General features: G+C 66.4%; 18 protein-coding genes. 14 read left to right on the top strand and 4 right to left on the bottom strand.

The window, feature by feature from the left end:
- Positions 1-75: 75 nt before the first annotated feature.
- The 3 genes from ASE88_RS17280 to ASE88_RS17270 are packed head-to-tail and all read right to left on the bottom strand — an operon-like array spanning position 76 to position 1,774.
- Complete coding sequence (locus tag ASE88_RS17280) at positions 76-570, bottom strand: flagella basal body P-ring formation protein FlgA (RefSeq protein WP_056480252.1); 495 nt, start codon at positions 568-570, stop codon at positions 76-78.
- Complete coding sequence (locus ASE88_RS17275) at positions 567-1,103, bottom strand: hypothetical protein (protein ID WP_055881687.1); 537 nt, start codon at positions 1,101-1,103, stop codon at positions 567-569. The genes ASE88_RS17280 and ASE88_RS17275 overlap by 4 nt, the downstream gene beginning before the upstream one ends.
- Positions 1,100-1,774: a motility protein A gene (locus tag ASE88_RS17270; protein WP_082466623.1), complete on the bottom strand. Its 675-nt coding sequence runs from the start codon at positions 1,772-1,774 to the stop codon at positions 1,100-1,102. Before ASE88_RS17270 ends, ASE88_RS17275 begins: the two co-directional genes overlap by 4 nt.
- Positions 1,775-2,435: 661 nt before the next feature.
- Here ASE88_RS17270 and ASE88_RS17265 point away from each other — a divergent pair.
- From ASE88_RS17265 to ASE88_RS17205, 13 genes are all read left to right on the top strand, one after another.
- Complete coding sequence (locus tag ASE88_RS17265) at positions 2,436-2,774, top strand: flagellar basal body rod protein FlgB (protein WP_268795231.1); 339 nt, start codon at positions 2,436-2,438, stop codon at positions 2,772-2,774.
- Between the two features lies 1 nt (position 2,775).
- The gene (gene flgC, locus ASE88_RS17260; RefSeq protein WP_056480250.1) at positions 2,776-3,186 is read left to right on the top strand and encodes a flagellar basal body rod protein FlgC; all 411 of its coding nucleotides are present in this window, start codon (positions 2,776-2,778) and stop codon (positions 3,184-3,186) included.
- A 2-nt stretch (positions 3,187-3,188) separates the two neighbouring features.
- Positions 3,189-3,869 (top strand): flagellar hook assembly protein FlgD, encoded by a 681-nt coding sequence (locus ASE88_RS17255; RefSeq protein ID WP_056480247.1) that lies wholly within the window; start codon positions 3,189-3,191, stop codon positions 3,867-3,869.
- Between the two features lie 28 nt (positions 3,870-3,897).
- Entirely contained in the window at positions 3,898-5,166 is a 1,269-nt protein-coding gene (locus tag ASE88_RS17250; RefSeq protein WP_056480244.1) for a flagellar hook protein FlgE, read from the top strand.
- Positions 5,167-5,191: 25 nt separating this feature from the next.
- Complete coding sequence (locus ASE88_RS17245; RefSeq protein WP_055881674.1) at positions 5,192-5,944, top strand: flagellar basal body rod protein FlgF; 753 nt, start codon at positions 5,192-5,194, stop codon at positions 5,942-5,944.
- A 13-nt stretch (positions 5,945-5,957) separates the two neighbouring features.
- Positions 5,958-6,746, top strand: a complete 789-nt coding sequence (gene flgG / locus ASE88_RS17240) for a flagellar basal-body rod protein FlgG (protein WP_056480241.1) — start codon at positions 5,958-5,960, stop codon at positions 6,744-6,746.
- A 14-nt stretch (positions 6,747-6,760) separates the two neighbouring features.
- The gene (locus ASE88_RS17235) at positions 6,761-7,492 is read left to right on the top strand and encodes a flagellar basal body L-ring protein FlgH (protein ID WP_055881670.1); all 732 of its coding nucleotides are present in this window, start codon (positions 6,761-6,763) and stop codon (positions 7,490-7,492) included.
- A 74-nt stretch (positions 7,493-7,566) separates the two neighbouring features.
- On the top strand, positions 7,567-8,727 hold the full coding sequence (locus ASE88_RS17230) for a flagellar basal body P-ring protein FlgI (protein WP_056480238.1): 1,161 nt from the start codon (positions 7,567-7,569) through the stop codon (positions 8,725-8,727).
- Positions 8,724-9,047: a rod-binding protein gene (locus tag ASE88_RS19040; protein WP_055881665.1), complete on the top strand. Its 324-nt coding sequence runs from the start codon at positions 8,724-8,726 to the stop codon at positions 9,045-9,047. The genes ASE88_RS17230 and ASE88_RS19040 overlap by 4 nt, the downstream gene beginning before the upstream one ends.
- Complete coding sequence (gene flgK, locus ASE88_RS17220) at positions 9,044-10,390, top strand: flagellar hook-associated protein FlgK (protein WP_056480236.1); 1,347 nt, start codon at positions 9,044-9,046, stop codon at positions 10,388-10,390. The genes ASE88_RS19040 and flgK overlap by 4 nt, the downstream gene beginning before the upstream one ends.
- A gap of 5 nt (positions 10,391-10,395) precedes the next feature.
- Positions 10,396-11,322, top strand: a complete 927-nt coding sequence (locus ASE88_RS17215) for a flagellin (RefSeq protein ID WP_056480232.1) — start codon at positions 10,396-10,398, stop codon at positions 11,320-11,322.
- Positions 11,323-11,432: 110 nt separating this feature from the next.
- On the top strand, positions 11,433-12,296 hold the full coding sequence (gene motA / locus ASE88_RS17210; protein WP_055881656.1) for a flagellar motor stator protein MotA: 864 nt from the start codon (positions 11,433-11,435) through the stop codon (positions 12,294-12,296).
- Between the two features lie 4 nt (positions 12,297-12,300).
- Positions 12,301-13,206 carry a flagellar motor protein MotB gene (locus ASE88_RS17205; protein ID WP_055881652.1) on the top strand — a complete coding sequence of 302 codons (906 nt, stop codon included), beginning with the start codon at positions 12,301-12,303 and terminating at the stop codon, positions 13,204-13,206.
- An 87-nt stretch (positions 13,207-13,293) separates the two neighbouring features.
- Here ASE88_RS17205 and ASE88_RS17200 read toward each other — a convergent pair whose 3' ends face one another.
- The gene (locus ASE88_RS17200) at positions 13,294-13,806 is read right to left on the bottom strand and encodes a MucR family transcriptional regulator (protein ID WP_055882386.1); all 513 of its coding nucleotides are present in this window, start codon (positions 13,804-13,806) and stop codon (positions 13,294-13,296) included.
- 267 nt (positions 13,807-14,073) lie between these two features.
- Between ASE88_RS17200 and ASE88_RS17195 the strand changes: the two genes are divergently transcribed.
- Positions 14,074-16,386 (top strand): glycoside hydrolase family 3 C-terminal domain-containing protein, encoded by a 2,313-nt coding sequence (locus tag ASE88_RS17195; protein WP_056480228.1) that lies wholly within the window; start codon positions 14,074-14,076, stop codon positions 16,384-16,386.
- The last annotated feature ends 68 nt before the right edge of the window (positions 16,387-16,454 follow it).

Here is a 16,454-nt window from a genome sequence, read left to right as displayed (position 1 = left end):
CTCTAATTTGCGCTGACATCAGGAGAAACGGCCGCACGTCGAAAACCTTTAGCAAAATTAATTTTTGGCCTGAAATTAGTTCGACCAGCCCGGAAGCGTCGCGCGCCCCGCCTCGACCGCGATTGCCTGGACCGGTGTGCGTGTGTCGTCGACCTTGACCATGAAGCGGCCGCCAGGGGGGGCATCGCCCATCGCGACGCCTTCACGGCTGATCGAAAACCCTTCGGTTCCCGCCTCGATGACGATCGGATCGCCACGCTTGATGACCGGTGCCGCCTTGATCACGGGGACGAATGCAGGGCCGATCGCGGCCGGGGCGTTTGCCGGCCGGATGACGGGAACGAAGATCCGCCAGGCGGGCCCGGCGCACGATACGACCACCGCATCATGCTGTTCGGTGCGCCACGAGAGCGACACGGTCGGGCAGGTCGCGAGCCGCAACCGCGCGTCCACCGGCGCGCGCGCGCCACCCTCGGCGCCGGTCGGGCGGCCAGTAAAGGCGGCTACCGAGGCGTCGAGCGTGGCGGTATCCTGGAAGCTCGCGGCCATGAGCAGGAACGGAAGGATCATGGGGTTGTCCTCAGCGGGTCGCCGACAAAGGCGACGGAGACGATGGCGGCGCGACGGCCGGGTTTGGTGGCGGTGACGATTGCAACGCGAGAGGGGGCAACAGCGGCGAGCGCGGCGGCGACGGTACGCGCACGGTCGGCGGCAAGGACTGCGCGGCTACCGGTGACCCGGTCGACATCCGCGGGCGTGCCGTCGGTGGAGCCGGTGACGGTGAGCATCACGCGCGGATCACGCGCGGCTTCGCGGGCCCAGGCGACGAGCGCGCCGGGCGTCGTCGGCAGGATCGCCGAGCCGGCTGCGAAATCGAGGACGCCAGCGGCGGCGACGGGCATCGGCGCAGGTTCGGTATCGTTTGCGCCAAAGCCTTCGCGGATACCGTTGGCGAGATCCCGTTTCGACAGACCGGCGCCGCCGATATGCTGGGTCGCCTGGAGGAGAACGAGGAAGCCGACCAGCAGCAGAGCGAGGTCGGCGAGCGTGATGAGCCAGAGTGGCTTGCCGGTCGGCGCGTCGGGATATTCGCTGGCGTTCACGCGACGGTTGCCAGCGTCGGTGGCGTAACAGGCGCGCCATAACCGCGCGGCGTCTCGCGTTCGGCGAGCGCCACGAGCGGGGCTTCGATCCGCGCGCGCTCGAAGGCTTCGTTGCGCCCTTGCGTGCGCAGCCGGTTGGCAATCGGCATGAAGAGCAGGTTCGCGAGCAGCGCACCATAGAGCGTTGCGAGCAACGCGACCGCCATCGCGCCGCCGATCGCGCCGGGATCGCTCATCGTCGCGAACATCTGCGCAAGGCCGATCAGCGTGCCGACCATCCCCATCGCCGGTGCGATTTCGGCGGCACCCGCCCAGACGTCGGCGGCGGCGACGTGACGCTCGATGCGAGCGCGACGGCGGTGCTGGACGAGCGTTGCGACGTCCGTTGCGGAGGCCCCGTCGACGATCGCAGCGATCCCGGCGGCGACGTCGGCATCGGTGATGACCGAGCGATCGAGCGCCATCACGCCGTGGCGCCTGGCGATACGGGCGAGCGCGGTGATCTGGAGGAGGAGCGGGTCGGCGTCGAACCGGCCGCGGCCGAGCGTCGTCATCGCCGCGAGGGCGCGGCCGAGATCGCGCAACGGCGTGCGGAGGACGACGGCCAGCATCGTACCACCACCGACGATGGCGAGCGCTGCAGGGTCGAGGAATTGGGCGAGCGTGATCATGTGCGGGGGGTGATGCAAGGGATGGGCCAGATCGAGCGGGGTTAGCCGCTCCGGATACGAGCGCACCCTATCCGCGCCACCCCGGCCTCCGCCGGGTTGTTGGACATGACCAGCGAAACCCTCCGCCCCATGTTCTCCCGCGAAGGCGGGAGCCCAGCCTGGGTGCCCGCCTTCGCGAGGACACATCGGAACAAGTGCGGGGTGACGGAGTGGGTAGCGCAAGCGTCTCGCGCATGAGCGATGCCCACAAGCACCACCCCGGCGGAGGCCGGGGCCCAATTGGGGGACGTCGCCAACTGAGGCTGCGCTTCGTTACTGCCAACTTTCCAACCGAGCTCCGGCCTCCGCCAGAGTGGTGGATGGGAGCCGCGACACCCTTCGTCTCCTTGTTCTCCCGCGAAGGCGGGAGCCCAGTCTGGGTCCTCGCCTTCGCGGGGCCACATCGTGACAGTGAGGGCCCCCAGTCCGGTTTGCCACCTTGAACCAGCCGGCCGGCAACCCGATTGCCGCTCACCCCCACCGTACCGGCAATCGCTTGCCGTTCGCCTTGCCGCCCATCTGCCGCCACCCGGCAAACGACCGTCCCCCGCCCTTGCCGCGCAAACTGGCACAGCCATTGCTTATGTCCGGTTGCGCAATGGGTGCGCCAGGAGACGGGCCTGTGTCAGGCGACACGCTTTTCGGAGTTCATGGGGCAGCACTCGAGGTGCGCTCGCAACGCATGGGTGTGCTGGCGTCGAACATCGCCAACGCCTCGACGCCCGGCTTCAAGGCGCGTGACATCGATTTCCAGTCGGCGCTCGCGTCCGTCGAGCATGACGGCGGCACCGGCGGCGCCACGAAATACCGTATCCCGACGCAGACCTCGATGGATGGCAACACCGTCGAGCTGAGCCAGGAGCAGACCGCCTTCGCCGAGAACGCCGTCCAGTATCAGACGACCTTGTCGTTCCTGAACGGGCGGATCGGCCAGATCACGCGCGCGCTGAAGGGGGAATAAGATGTCCGGTCAGCCCATGACGATTTTCCAGGTGGCCGGCCGCGCGATGTCCGCGCAGCTCGTCCGGATGAACACGACCGCGTCGAACCTCGCCAATGCCGGCGGTACCACCGGTTCGGCAGAGACCGCCTACAAGACGATGAAGCCGGTGTTCCGTACCAGCTTCGACCGGCTGAGCGGCATGTCGACGGTCGATGTCGAACGCGTCGTCACCGCGGGCGATGCGCCGACCAAGCGCTACGATCCCGACAATCCGATGGCCGACAAGGATGGCAACATCTTCGAGGCGGCGGTCGATGAAACCCGCGAGATGGTCGACATGATGGAGACCGCACGCAGCTACCAGAACAACATCGAAGTGATGAACACGGCGAAGTCGCTCATCATCGATACCCTCAAGCTAGGCCGCTGATCATGGCAACCTCCTTCGACACCACACTGTCCAACCTCGGCATCACGCGTTCCTCGTCGGCCGCGGCGGCGACCACGACCAAGTCGTCCAGCGCGCTCGGCCAGTCCGACTTCCTGAAGCTGATGACCGCGCAGATGCAGAACCAGGACCCGTTCAACCCGGTCGACAACACCCAGATGGTCGCGCAGATGGCACAGATCTCGACCACCTCGGGCATCTCCGAGATGAACTCGACGATGAAGGCGATCGCCGACAAGCTGGGCGTCACCAGCACCAGCGAAGCGATGGGCTATGTCGGCAAGACCGTCCTGACCGCGGGCGGCACCGCCTACGGCCGCGCGGCCGGTGGCATCGCCGGGTCGGTCGAGCTGGCCGGTGCCGCGACCGAGGTCAACGTCACGATCAGCGACGCGAACGGCGCGGTCCTGAAGACCATGTCGCTCGGCAAGCAGGCCAAGGGCACGATCGGCTACGACTGGGACGGCAAGGACAGCGCAGGTGCGGACGCGGGCAGCGGCCCGTTCACGGTCGTGGTCGCCGCGCAGAACGCCGGCACCACGGTCGCCGCGACGGGCCTGGTCTGGGCGCCCGTCCAGTCGGTGTCGACCACCACCGGCGCTGCCATCCTCACGCTTTCCGGCCTTGGCGAAATCCCCGCCACCGCCATCCGCCAGATCGGCTGACCCCAAAGTTTCCAGGAGCTAAACCGCCATGTCCTTCTACACCTCGCTCTCCGGTCTGCAGGCATCCCAGACCGAAATGTCGACGATCTCGCACAACCTTGCGAACGTCGCGACCAACGGCTTCAAGAAGAGCCGCACCGAATTCGCCGACGTGATCGCGTCGAGCGTGTCGCAGGCGCCGTCGCAGCAGATCGGTTCGGGTGCGGTCGTCAAGGCCAACCGCCAGCAATTCTCGCAAGGCAATCTGATCCAGTCGTCGAACAGCCTTGATCTCGCCGTGTCGGGCGACGGTTTCTTCGCGGTCAAGCCGAACGCGGAGTCGGCGACCGTCAACTACACGCGCAACGGTGGCTTCCTGGTCGATTCCAACCGCTACGTGGTCGATAAGCAGGGGTCGCATCTTCAGGTGTTCCCGGTCGATGGCTCGGGCACCGTGGTTGCGACCGGCGTCGATTCCGCGCTCAGTCTGCGCCTGCCCGAGACGAGCGGTACGCCGGTCCCTACCAAGGCGGTCACGATGACGGTGAACCTCAACGCGAACTCGGCGGTCCCGCCGACGGCGACGTTCGACCGGTTCGATCCATCGAGCTACAACCAGTCCGCGCAGACCACCGTCTATGACGCGTCGGGCAACGCGATGACGCTGACGAATTATTTCAAGCGCATCTCGGCCCCGACCGATGCCAATGCGGCCAGCAGCTGGGAGGTCCGCAGCTTCGTCGGCGACAAGGAACTGACGACGGAGAGCGCCAAGGGCACGACGATGACGTTCGATGCGACGGGCAAGATGACCGCGCCTGCCGCAACCATCAAATATGACGAGTTCACCACCGCGAGCTCGACCGATCCCCAGCAGATCGATTTCACCTTCGGCGCTGGCACGACGCAATTGTCGAGTGCGTTCAACGTCGCCTCGCGTTCGCAGGACGGCAAGGCGGTCGGCCAGATCCAAGGCGTCACCGTCGATGAGAAGGGCATGGTCAATGCCAGTTTCTCGAACGGCGACACGCAGGTGCTGGGGCAGGTGATGCTGGCCAATTTCGCGAATCCCGAAGGACTGCGGCAGCTTGGCAGCAGCTATTGGTCGTCGACCGGCATTTCGGGCGAGGCAAAGCTCGGCTCGGCGGACACCAACGGTTTCGGCAAGCTGATGTCGGGGACGATCGAGGGGGCGAACGTCGATATCACCGAGGAGCTGGTCAATCTGATCGCGGCTCAGCGCAACTTCCAGGCGAACTCGAAGGCCTTGGATACTGCCAATCAGATCTCCGAAACCATCTTCAACATCCGCAGCTAAGCAAGAGCGAGCGGGAGGAACCTGAATGGACAAGCTGGTCTACACCGCGGCGACGGGTCTGCGCGCGCACATGGCGGCGCAGGCGGCGATCGCCAACAACATGGCGAACGCGTCGACCACCGGATTCCGTGCCGATCGCGTGGTGTTCGACCGGCTCGACCTGAAGGGCGACGGCTCGACGATCGAGGCGCGCGCGCCGACCTCGGAAGAGGTGACCGATGCGGACCGTGCACCCGGGGCGATCCAGCTGACCGGGCGACCGCTCGACATCGCGATCACCGGCACCACCGCATGGCTGGCGGTGCAGGCATCGGATGGCTCCGAGGCCTATACCCGCCGCGGCGATCTGGAGGTCGCGCCGTCGGGCGTGCTTCAGACCGGCGACGGGCATCCGGTGATCGGCTCGGGGGGGCCGATCACCCTGCCGCCCTACCAGTCGCTGACGATCGCCGGCGACGGGACGATCTCGATCGTGCCGCAGGGCGGCGACGCCAACGCGCCGCAGGTCATCGATAAGCTCAAGCTCGCCGACACCAAGGGATCAGACACGGTCAAGGGCCTCGACAATCTGCTGCGCGTGCGCGGCGGGGGGGCGTTGCCAGAGGATCTCGACGCGAGGGTCCAGGGCGGTGCGGTCGAGGGATCGAACGTCAACATGACTCAGGCGCTGGTCGACATGATCGAGAACCAGCGGTCCTACGAAGTCCAGGCCAACATGATGAAATCCGCCAAGGAAATCGACGAAAGCGGTGCATCGCTGATGCGCCTGCCGAGCTAGAAGGAACAGACGAATGTCATCCGCAGCCATGCATATCGCGCGCACCGGGCTCGACGCCCAGGACATGCGCATGCGAGTCATCTCGAACAATCTTGCCAACGTGAACACCACGGGCTTCAAGAAGGACCGCGCGGCGTTCGAGACGCTCGCCTACCAGACCGTTACGACGCCCGGCACGCAAAGCACCGCCGAGACCAAGTACGCGACCGGCCTGAATCTCGGCACCGGCGTCCGCATCCAGGGCACCGCGCGGATGGACACGCAGGGCGCGATGCAGACGACCGGCAACAGCCTCGACCTCGCGCTCGACGGCGACGGCTATTTCCAGGTGCAGATGCCCGGCGGCACGCTCGGCTACACCCGCGCGGGCAATTTCTCGCGCTCCGCCGAGGGCCTGCTGGTCACCAGCGAAGGCTATCAGGTGCAGCCCGGCATCACCGTCCCCGAGGGGACGACGGGGATCACGATCGGCCGCGACGGCACCGTGTCGGCGACCGTACCCGGCCAGACCGAGGCGTCGCAGATCGGCCAGATCCAGGTCGCGAGCTTCCCGAACGGCGCAGGGCTTCAGGCGACCGGCGACAACTATCTCGTCGAGACCGCGGCGAGCGGCGCGGCCAATGTCGGCATCGCCGGGCAGGACGGTCGCGGCGGGATCAAGCAGGGCATGCTCGAGGCGTCGAACGTCAACGTCGTCGAGGAACTGGTCGACATGATCGAGACGCAGCGCGCGTACGAGGTCAATTCGAAGATGATCTCGGCGACTGACGACATGCTCAAATACGTCAACCAGAACCTCTGATTTCCGGGCACATCATGGCATCCAAGGCACCCACGCCGTTCCGCTTCGGCGCACACTGGATCGAGATCACGCTGGCGGCGATCGCCGGCGCGCTGATCGTCGCGGGGATGACCCCGCAACCGGCGGACGCCGGCATCTTCGGCAAGAAGGCGCCGCCCGAGGATTTTTCGGTCGCGCGGCCTTTGCCGGTCGCGCCGGTGCCGGTCGTGGCCACCGGCTCGATCTTTCAGGCGCAGGACGGCTATGCGGCCCTGTATGAAGGGTGGCGTGCGCGCAAGGTCGGCGATCCGCTGACGATCGTGCTCGTTGAGCGGACCGCCGCGTCGAAGTCGTCGGGCTCGAAACTCGACAGCAATGGCTCGGGAACGATCACGCCGCCGACCACCGGGTTCCTCAACCTGTTCAACAAGACCGATGCGACGCTCAGCGGCGGGCGCACCTTCAACGGCACCGGTGCCGCCGACCAGGCGAACTCGCTGTCGGGCGAAGTCAGCGTCACCGTCGCCGAGGTTTATCCGAACGGCACGATGCTGGTGCAGGGCCAGAAGCGCGTCACACTGAACCGCGGCGATGAATTCCTCAAGATCAAGGGCCTCGTCCGCACCGCCGATGTCGACCGCGACAACCGCGTGCTGTCGACGCGCGTCGCCGACGCGCAGATCTCGTACACCGGCAAGGGCGACGTCGCCCGCGCTGGCCGCCAGGGGTGGCTCAGCCGCTTCTTCTCCGTCGTCAGCCCGTTTTGATGGTAATGCTCATGCGCGCGCGCACATTCTGCCCAAAATTCCGTTCGTCCCCGGTAGCCATCGAGCTTGTCGAAATGGCGTATCGAGGGGCCTGTATCGCGATACGAGCTCTCGACACGCTTGGTCGCTACTCGACACGAACGGCAGGGTGGCTTGTCCTCGCGCTGGCATCGCTCCTGATCGCCGCGCCGGCCTCCGCCGACCGCATCAAGGACCTTGGCGGGTTCCAGGGTATCCGATCGAACCAGTTGACCGGCTACGGCATCGTCGTCGGCCTGCCCGGCACGGGCGACGACAATCTCGAATATACCGTACAGTCGCTGAAAGCCGTCGCCTCGCGCTTCGGCCTGCAGCTGCCGCCGTCCGCGAACCCGGGCATGAAGAACGCGGCGGTCGTGATGATCACCGCCGAGCTGCCGCCGTTCGCCAAGCCCGGCCAGCGGCTCGACATCACCGTCGCGTCTATGGGGAAGGCCAAGTCGCTGCGCGGCGGCAGCCTGATCATGACCCCGCTGCTGGGGGCCGACAACCAGATCTACGCGATGGCGCAGGGCAACCTCGCGGTCGGCGGGCTCGGCGCGGAAGGCGCGGACGGGTCGAAGATCGTCGTCAACGTGCCCTCGACGGGGCGCATCCCCGAGGGGGCCACCGTCGAACGCGCGGTCGCAACCGGGTTCGACAGCGCGCCGACGCTCACCTTCAATCTCGCGCGCGCCGATTTCACCACCGCGCAGAACGTCGCCGGCGCGATCAACTCGAAACTCGGCCTGGGCAGCGCGCAGGCGATCGACGCCGTCTCCGTCGCGGTGCGCGCGCCGGTCGGCGCCGACGTCCGCGCCACGCTGATGTCGACGATCGAGAATCTCGACGTTGTCTCCGCCGAACCGTCGGCCAAGGTGATCGTCAACGCCCGCACCGGCACCGTCGTCATCAATTCGGCGGTCCGGGTCGGCCCGGCGGCGATCACGCACGGCAAGATGACGGTGCGGATCGACGAGAAGCCGCAGGTCAGCCAGCCGGCGCCCTTCAGCGGCGGCCAGACCGTCGTCACGCCGAACAGCGCGGTCGCGGTCGAGGAGGAGCGTCGCCCGATGTTCCTGCTCGCGCCCGGCCCCAAGCTCGCCGACATCGTCAAGGCGGTCAACGCGATCGGCGCCTCGCCGGCCGATTTGGTCGCGATCCTCGAGGCGCTCAAGGAAGCCGGCGCGCTCAAGGCCGAGCTGATCGTCCTGTGAGCCCGCTCGACGCGCCCGCCCCCACGACCGGCATCTCGAGCGACACGAGCCGCCTCCAGTCGAAGGACAATCTCGAAAAGGCAGGTCAGAAGTTCGAGGCTGTCTTCACGGGCATGATGCTGAAGAGCATGCGTCAGGCCAAACTCGCCGATCCGCTGTTCGATTCGAAGGCGATCGACACCTTCACCGACATGCAGGACGGGTTGATCGCCAAGTCGATGGCCGAGCACACGCCGCTCGGCATCGGCAAGGCGATGACCGATTTTCTCGCGAAATCTCAATCCGATCTTAACCAGGGCGCGGCAGACTCGCCGCCATGAGCGATCTCCTTTCGATCGGCGCCTCGGGCGTGCGCGCGTACCAGACCGCGCTGTCCACGGTGTCGGAGAACATCGCGAACACCGGCACTGCGGGCTATACCCGGCGGACGACGACGCTGTCCGAAGTGTCGTCGGTCGGCGGTGGGCTCAACGCGCGGAGTTCGGTCAGCAGCAGCGGCGTCACCATCGCGGGGATAGGTCGCAGCGCCGACGCATACCGGTCGCAGGCAGTCCGCTCGGCAGGCACCGATCTGGCGAAGACCGAGGCCGGCGTCACCTGGATGAACCGGATCGAGACGGCGCTGGGCGACAACCAGCTCGGCGATCGCCTGACCAGCTTCTTCACCTCGGCGCAAAAACTAGCCGCCGATCCGACCTCTGAACCGGCGCGTGCGGTGATGCTCGCATCTGCCGCGACCGCCGCGGCCGCGTTCACCGCGACCGGTCGTTCGCTCGATACCGCCGCGGCCGATCTGGATATGACCGCGACGCAGGCGGTCCAGTCGCTCAATGCGCTCGGCACGGCGCTTGCCAGGATCAACGACGGCATCGCCCGCACGTCGCCGGGATCCTCGACCGCGGCGCAGCTCGCCGATCAGCGCGACCAGATGCTCGAACAGATGAGCACGATCACCGACATCAATACGTCGTTCGACGATCTTGGGCGGACGACCGTCCGGTTCGGCGGTGCTGCGGGTTCGGTGTTCGTCGCGGGTGGGGACAGCGGGCAGGCGTCCGTTGCGCGCAACGACGAGGGCGCGATGCAGTTCGCGGTCACTAGCGGGGCTGTCACTTCCGCGCTGTCGCCGACCGGCGGTGCGCTGGCCGGGTTCGCCGAGGGCGCGCAGCGGATCGCCGCGGCGCGGGGATCGCTCAACGCGATCGCCATCGACTTCGCGAGCCGGATCAACGCGGTACAGGCGCAGGGCCGGGATCTCGACGGCAATGCCGGCGCGGCGCTGTTCGCGACCGGGACCACGCCGACCGATATCTCGGTTGCACTCACGGACGGACGCGGGATCGCGGCGGCGAGCGCGACCGGCGGCAAGCGCGATGCGGCCAATCTTTCCGCGTTGCAGGCGGTCCGCACCAGCGGCGGCTTTGAGGCGCGCACGACGACGCTGATCGCCGGCAACGCCGCGGCGCTCGAACAGCGCAAGGTGGTCGCCGATGCGCAGGGCGCGATCCGCGACGGCGCGGTCGGCGCGCTTGCGGCCTCGTCGGGCGTCGATCTCGATAGCGAAGCCGTCGACCTGCTGCGCTTCCAGCAGGCCTATCAGGCGTCGAGCCGCGTGATCCAGACTGCGCGCGACACGCTCCAGACCATCCTCGATCTACGGTAACGCGCATGCAGGTCGCCACCAGCCTTTTCTATGATCGCTCGTCGACGTCGATCAACGCCCTCGGCGCGAAGGCGGAGGCGTTGCAGAGCCAGATCTCGACCGGCACCAAGCTCGCGGCGCCGTCGTCAGACAGTGCGGCGTATCAGCGGCTTGCCGGGATCAAGCGCGATGCCGTCGCCGACAAGGCCTATGTCGCCAATCTCGGCACCGCCGAATCGGTGCTGAAACAGGGCGATACCAGCCTTACCGCGATCACCGACCAGCTTCAGAGCGCGACCGAACTGGTGACGCAGGCCAAGACCGGGACGCTGAACGCGGCGAACCGCAAGGCGATCGGCGAGCAGATCGCAGGCCTCGTGGCGACGCTGACCAACCTCGCCAACGCCAAGGATGCACGCGGGCAGGCCCTGTTCGGCGGCGCCGATGGTGCCCCCGCGGTCGCGATCTCGGCCAACGGTACCTATGCGCTCGCCGCGAAGCCGGTTTCGGGAATCCCGATCGGCGACGGCCAGACCGTCCAGACGAACGAAACCGCCGCACGTGTCTTTACCGTCGGCGGCAAGACCAGGGCGGATGGAAGCATCGCGGGCGGCACGAACACGCTGGCGATGCTATCGGCGATCGCGACCGCGCTGCAGTCGGACGATTTCAAGGCGAGCGCGCTCGACACGTCGCTCTCGGATATCGCCGCCGCGTCGGATCAGGTGTCGACGGTGCAGGCCTCGCTCGGCGCGCGCGCCGCCCGCGTCGATCTCGAAACCGCGCGGCTCACCGACGTCGCGGCGGACCGCGAGGCGACCCGGTCGGGACTCGAGGATACCGACATCACCACCACGGTCGTCGAGCTGCAGAAGACGATGACGATTTTGTCGGCAACGCAGGCCAGTTTCACGAAGCTCTCGGCGCTGTCGCTGTTCGATTATCTGCGCTGAGCGATTTAATTGGCGCGCAGGGGCGCCTTGGTAACCGGTTGGCTACGAAATCCGGTTAATTCTCTGGCTACGCTAATGCCGCTGTCGGCCCAGGGGGAATTTCGCACACCATGTTTCCGGTCATCGGCATCGTCGTTCTGCTCGTCATGGTGTTCGGCGGATTCGCCTTCACCGGCGGTGCGCTCGGCCCCGTCATGGAGGCTATCCCGCACGAAATGCTGATCATCGGCGGCGCCGCCGCCGGCGCGCTGATCATCGGTAATTCGGGCAAGGAGCTCAAAGGCCTCGGCGCGGGCCTGGGAAAGGTCTTCAAGGGTCCGAAGTACAAGAAGCAGGACTATCTCGACGTCATCTTCCTCGTCAGCAAGCTGATGAAGATGCTCCGCATGGACGGTCCGATCGCGCTCGAGCCGCATGTCGAGGATCCGCAGTCCTCCGCGGTCTTCGCCGAATATCCCAAGCTCCTGAAGGACCATGCGCTCGTCAACCTGATCGCGGACACGCTGCGCCTGGTCGTCGTATCGTCGGGCACGCTCGACGTGCACGCGGTCGAGGAGGTGATGGATCACTCGATCAAGACGCATCACCACGAGGAGGAGGCCGCGCACGGCACGCTCGCCAGCCTCGCCGATGCGTTGCCCGCGCTGGGCATCGTCGCCGCGGTGCTTGGCGTGGTGAAGACGATGGGCTCGATCGACAAGCCGCCATCGATCCTGGGCGCCATGATCGGCTCGGCGCTGGTCGGCACGTTCATGGGCGTGCTGTTGGCGTACGGCATGGTGGCCCCCCTCGCAAACCGGCTGAAGCAGGTGCTCGACGCCGACGCGTCGATCTACATCGTCGTCAAGCAGATCATTATCGCCTCGCTGCACGGGCACCCGCAGCCGCTGGTGATCGAGGCCGCGCGCTCGGGGATCGCGCACAAGAACCAGCCGGGCTTCGCCGAAGTCTTCGACGGGCTGAGAGGGAAGTAATCCGGTGGCCGCACGCGCGCCGCACGGCACCAACCAGCCGCCGAAGATCATCGTCAAGAAGATCTATATTGAGGGGCATGGCGGCCATCATGGCGGCGCGTGGAAGGTTGCCTATGCCGATTTCGTGACCGCGATGATGGCGTTCTTCCTGTTGCTGTGGATCGTCGGCGCGACCACCGAGAAACAGCGCAAGGGCATCGCCGATTACTTCGCACCGACCATCCTCAACACGCGCTCGCTCGGGATCGGCGGCGGCGGGCTGTTCGGCGGCGAATCGATCCTCGACAAGAATCGCATCGGTCCCAAACCCGGCCAGACCAGCATGGCGCAGCTCGCGATTCCCGATGCCGGGCTGGGTGGACCGTCCGCTGGCACCGGTTCCAAGGGCTCGCTGAAGAACCGCACCGCGATGACGAAGGAAGACCAGAAGAACTTTCAGGCGTTGCGTCGGCGCGTGCTCGGTGAAATGTCTGGCAATGCGCGAATGTCGCGGTTGCAAAGCCATGTCCGCTTCGTGCCGACGCAGGACGGGATGCGGATCGACCTGGTCGACGACGCCAATTACTCGATGTTTGCCAGCGGTACCACCGCGCTCGATCCGGAGGCGGCGGCGCTGATCGGAATGATCGCGGGATCGGTCCGGGGGATGCAGAACCCGATCATGATCCGTGGCCACACCGACAGCGTGCCTTACGGCGACCCGCGCGCGATGAACAACTGGATGCTCTCGTCCGGTCGTGCCGAGGCGACCCGCCGTCGCCTGCTGGCGGGGGGCACCCCCGAGCGAAGCTTTGAGCGGATCGAGGGTGTTGCCGACCGCGAACCGCTGATCATCAACGACCCGGCCGATCCGCGTAACCGCCGCGTCGCGATCACGCTGCTTTATCGGCGAGGAACGTTCGGCAAGTAACGCACCCCGTCAGCCCACCCTCAGATCGACAAAAAGACCGGCGTCGCGAGACGCCGGTCTTTTTCGTGCCATAGACGGCGCCGCGGATCAGGCCGCGGCGGTCTCGGTCTTGCGCTTGCGCGTCGTCGCGGCAGGCGCGGCGGCGGCGGTGGCGGCGGGACCATCGGTCTTGCGGGCACCGGGCTTGCGACCCAGCCCGATCTTCTTCGCCATGGCGCGACGGCTCTCGGAATAATTCTCGGCGACCATCGGATAATCGGGCTTCAGGCCATAGCGTTCGCGGTACTCAGCGGGCGTCATACCGTGCGTCGCGAGGTGACGGCGCAAAGTCTTGTACGACTTTCCGTCGATCATCGAAATGATGTGATCCTTCGACGCCAGCGACTTCCGCACCGACACGGCGGGCGTATATTCAGTGGGTGCTTCGACCGGTTCGGGTTCCGTGGTAGCGCTTAGCAATGCGGCGACGGTATCATGCATCTTGCCCAGAAAGGCAGGCACGTCATCGGCCGAGCTGCGCGTATTGGGATTTCCGAGCCAGGCAATGGTCAGTTCGGTGGCGAGTTCGATGGCATTGAGGTCGGTAGCATCTTCAGTCATTTCAAGCTCCATTGGCTGGCGACGCCGTAACAACGTCGGACACTGGGTTCAACCATCTTCCGGGGATTTAGGATGCAAACTTTGTAAAATCGTGCACAGAAATACTCTGATCCATGGAGCAAAGATCATGGTCATTGCTATACGTTAAATATTGGGTGATGAATCGTCTCATCGAACCACCAGTGCAGCATGATCGTCGCCAGCCTCTAGGCGACGACGGCGGCACCGCGTATCCGAGCGCAGACTGCAGCAAGAAAGAAGACGTTCATGATCGCATCCGGCACCAAGGCACCTATCGGACGACGTCTTGCGGGCTCGGCGGTGCTGATCCTTGCCGCGCTGTCTCCGGCAGTGGCGCAGACGACCAACAACGCGCCCGCCGCCGCGGCAGCGCGGACCCAGGCGCCCAAGGCGCGGCCATGGATGGATACGAGTCTGAGTGCGGACGCGCGTGTCGACCTGCTGCTCAAGCAGATGACGCTCGACGAGAAGCTGCAGCTCACCTTCGGTTACTTCGCGACCAGCGCCGACTGGCTGAAGACGCCGATCAAGAACTGGGTCTATCCCAAGGACGGTCTGGCCGCCTCGGCCGGGATCGTCCCCGGTATCCCGCGGCTGGGCATCCCCAACCAGTGGCAGACCGATGCCGGCGTCGGCGTCGCCAGCCAGCGCGGCCCGACGCCGCGCCTACGCACCTCGCTGCCGTCGGGGATCGCGACCGCGGCGACCTGGAACCCCGAGCTCGCACAGGCAGGCGGCGCGATGATTGGCCGGGAGGCGTTCCTGTCGGGCTTCAACGTCCAGCTCGCCGGCGGGATGAACCTGACGCGCGAACCGCGCAACGGACGCAATTTCGAATATGGCGGCGAGGATCCGTTGCTGGCGGGCGTCATCACCGGCCACGAGATCAAGGGGATCCAGTCGCAGCATGTCGTGTCGACGATGAAGCATTACGCGTTCAACGGACAGGAGACGAACCGCAACAACATTGATCACAGGATCGGCGAACAGGCCGCGCGCCAGTCCGACCTGCTCGCGTTCGAGATCGCCAACGAAGTCGGCCAGCCCGGCTCGGTGATGTGCGCGTACAACCGCGTTAACGGCCATTATGCGTGCGAGAACGACTGGCTGCTGAATAAAGTCCTCAAGCGCGACTGGGGCTTCAAGGGCTATGTCATGTCCGATTGGGGCGCGACGCATTCGACCAGCGAGGCGGCCAATGCCGGGCTCGACCAGCAATCGGGCTGGGCGTTCGATCGCTCCGCCTATTTCGCCGATGCGCTGCGCGAGGCGGTCAACAATGGCCATGTCAGCGAGGCGCGCGCGACCGACATGGCGCGGCGCGTGCTGTGGGGCATGGTCTCGGTCGGCGCGTTCGACACGGTCGTGACCGGCGATCAGGCGACCAAGATCGACTATGCCGCGCACGCCGCCGTCACGCGCGCCGATGCCGAGGAGAGCATCGTCCTGCTCAAGACCACCGCCGGGCTGTTGCCGATCGCCAAGACCGCCAAGTCGATCCTGCTGATCGGCGCGCATGCCGATGTCGGCGTGCTGTCGGGCGGCGGCTCGAGCCAGGTCTATTCGCACAACGCGCCGACCAACGGCCTCGTCGTGCCGGACGCGTTCCCGAGCGGTTTTCCGGGGCCCAAGACCTATCACGCCTCCTCGCCGATGAAGGCGTTGCAGGCGCGGACCGGCGCGACCGTCACCTATCTCGACGGCAAGGACGTGAAGGCCGCAGCAGCGGCGGCGCGCACGGCAGACGTCGTCGTCGTGTTCGGCGAGCAGTGGACCGGCGAGTCGATCGACGTGCCCGATCTCAACCTGCCCGATGGCCAGAACGCGCTGATCGATGCGGTCGCGCGCGCGAACAAGAAGACGGTCGTCGTCCTCGAGACCGGTGGCCCGGTGGTCATGCCGTGGCTCGGCAAGGTCGGCGCGGTGCTGGAGGCGTGGTATCCCGGCACGGCGGGCGGAGAGGCGATCGCGCGCGTGCTGACCGGCGAGGTCAATCCGTCGGGGCATCTGCCCGCAACCTTCCCCGCATCGCTTGCGCAGACGCCGCGCCCGGTGCTGGAGGGCGATCCCAAGCTCGACCGCGATTCGCACCCGATGGGCAATTACGACATCGAGGGTGCGGCCGTCGGCTATAAATGGTTCGACAAGACCGGCGCCAAGCCGCTGTTCCCGTTCGGCTACGGGCTCTCCTACACCAGCTTCGCGATGAGCGGGCTGACCGCCGCGGCGGATGGGAAGGGCATCAAGGCCGGGTTCACGGTGAAGAACACCGGCGCGGTGCAAGGCAAGGCGGTCGCGCAGGTCTATGTGTCGGGCGCGGGCTGGGAAGCGCCGAAGCGGCTGGGCGCGTTCCGCAAGGTCGATCTCGCACCGGGCACGGAGCAGACCGTATCGGTCACGATCGACCCGCGCCTGCTCGCGACGTTCGATGTCGCGAGCGGCGGGTGGCGTATCGCAGGCGGCGAATACAGCGTGATGCTGGCGACGTCGGCGGCGGATGTCGTGCAGACGGTAAAGGTGCAGATCGCCGCGCAGACGCTGGATCGCACGGGCAAGTGACCCACTCATCCTCCCCCGCCAGGGGGAGGTGGCTGGCGCTTGCCAGACGGGGGGAGAGGACAGGGCGA

It is taken from the genome of Sphingomonas sp. Leaf38, from assembly GCF_001421825.1.
Classification (GTDB): Bacteria; Pseudomonadota; Alphaproteobacteria; order Sphingomonadales; family Sphingomonadaceae; genus Sphingomonas.
Note: the sequence above shows the minus strand (reverse complement) of the source record. Positions and strands in the feature narration are given on the sequence as shown.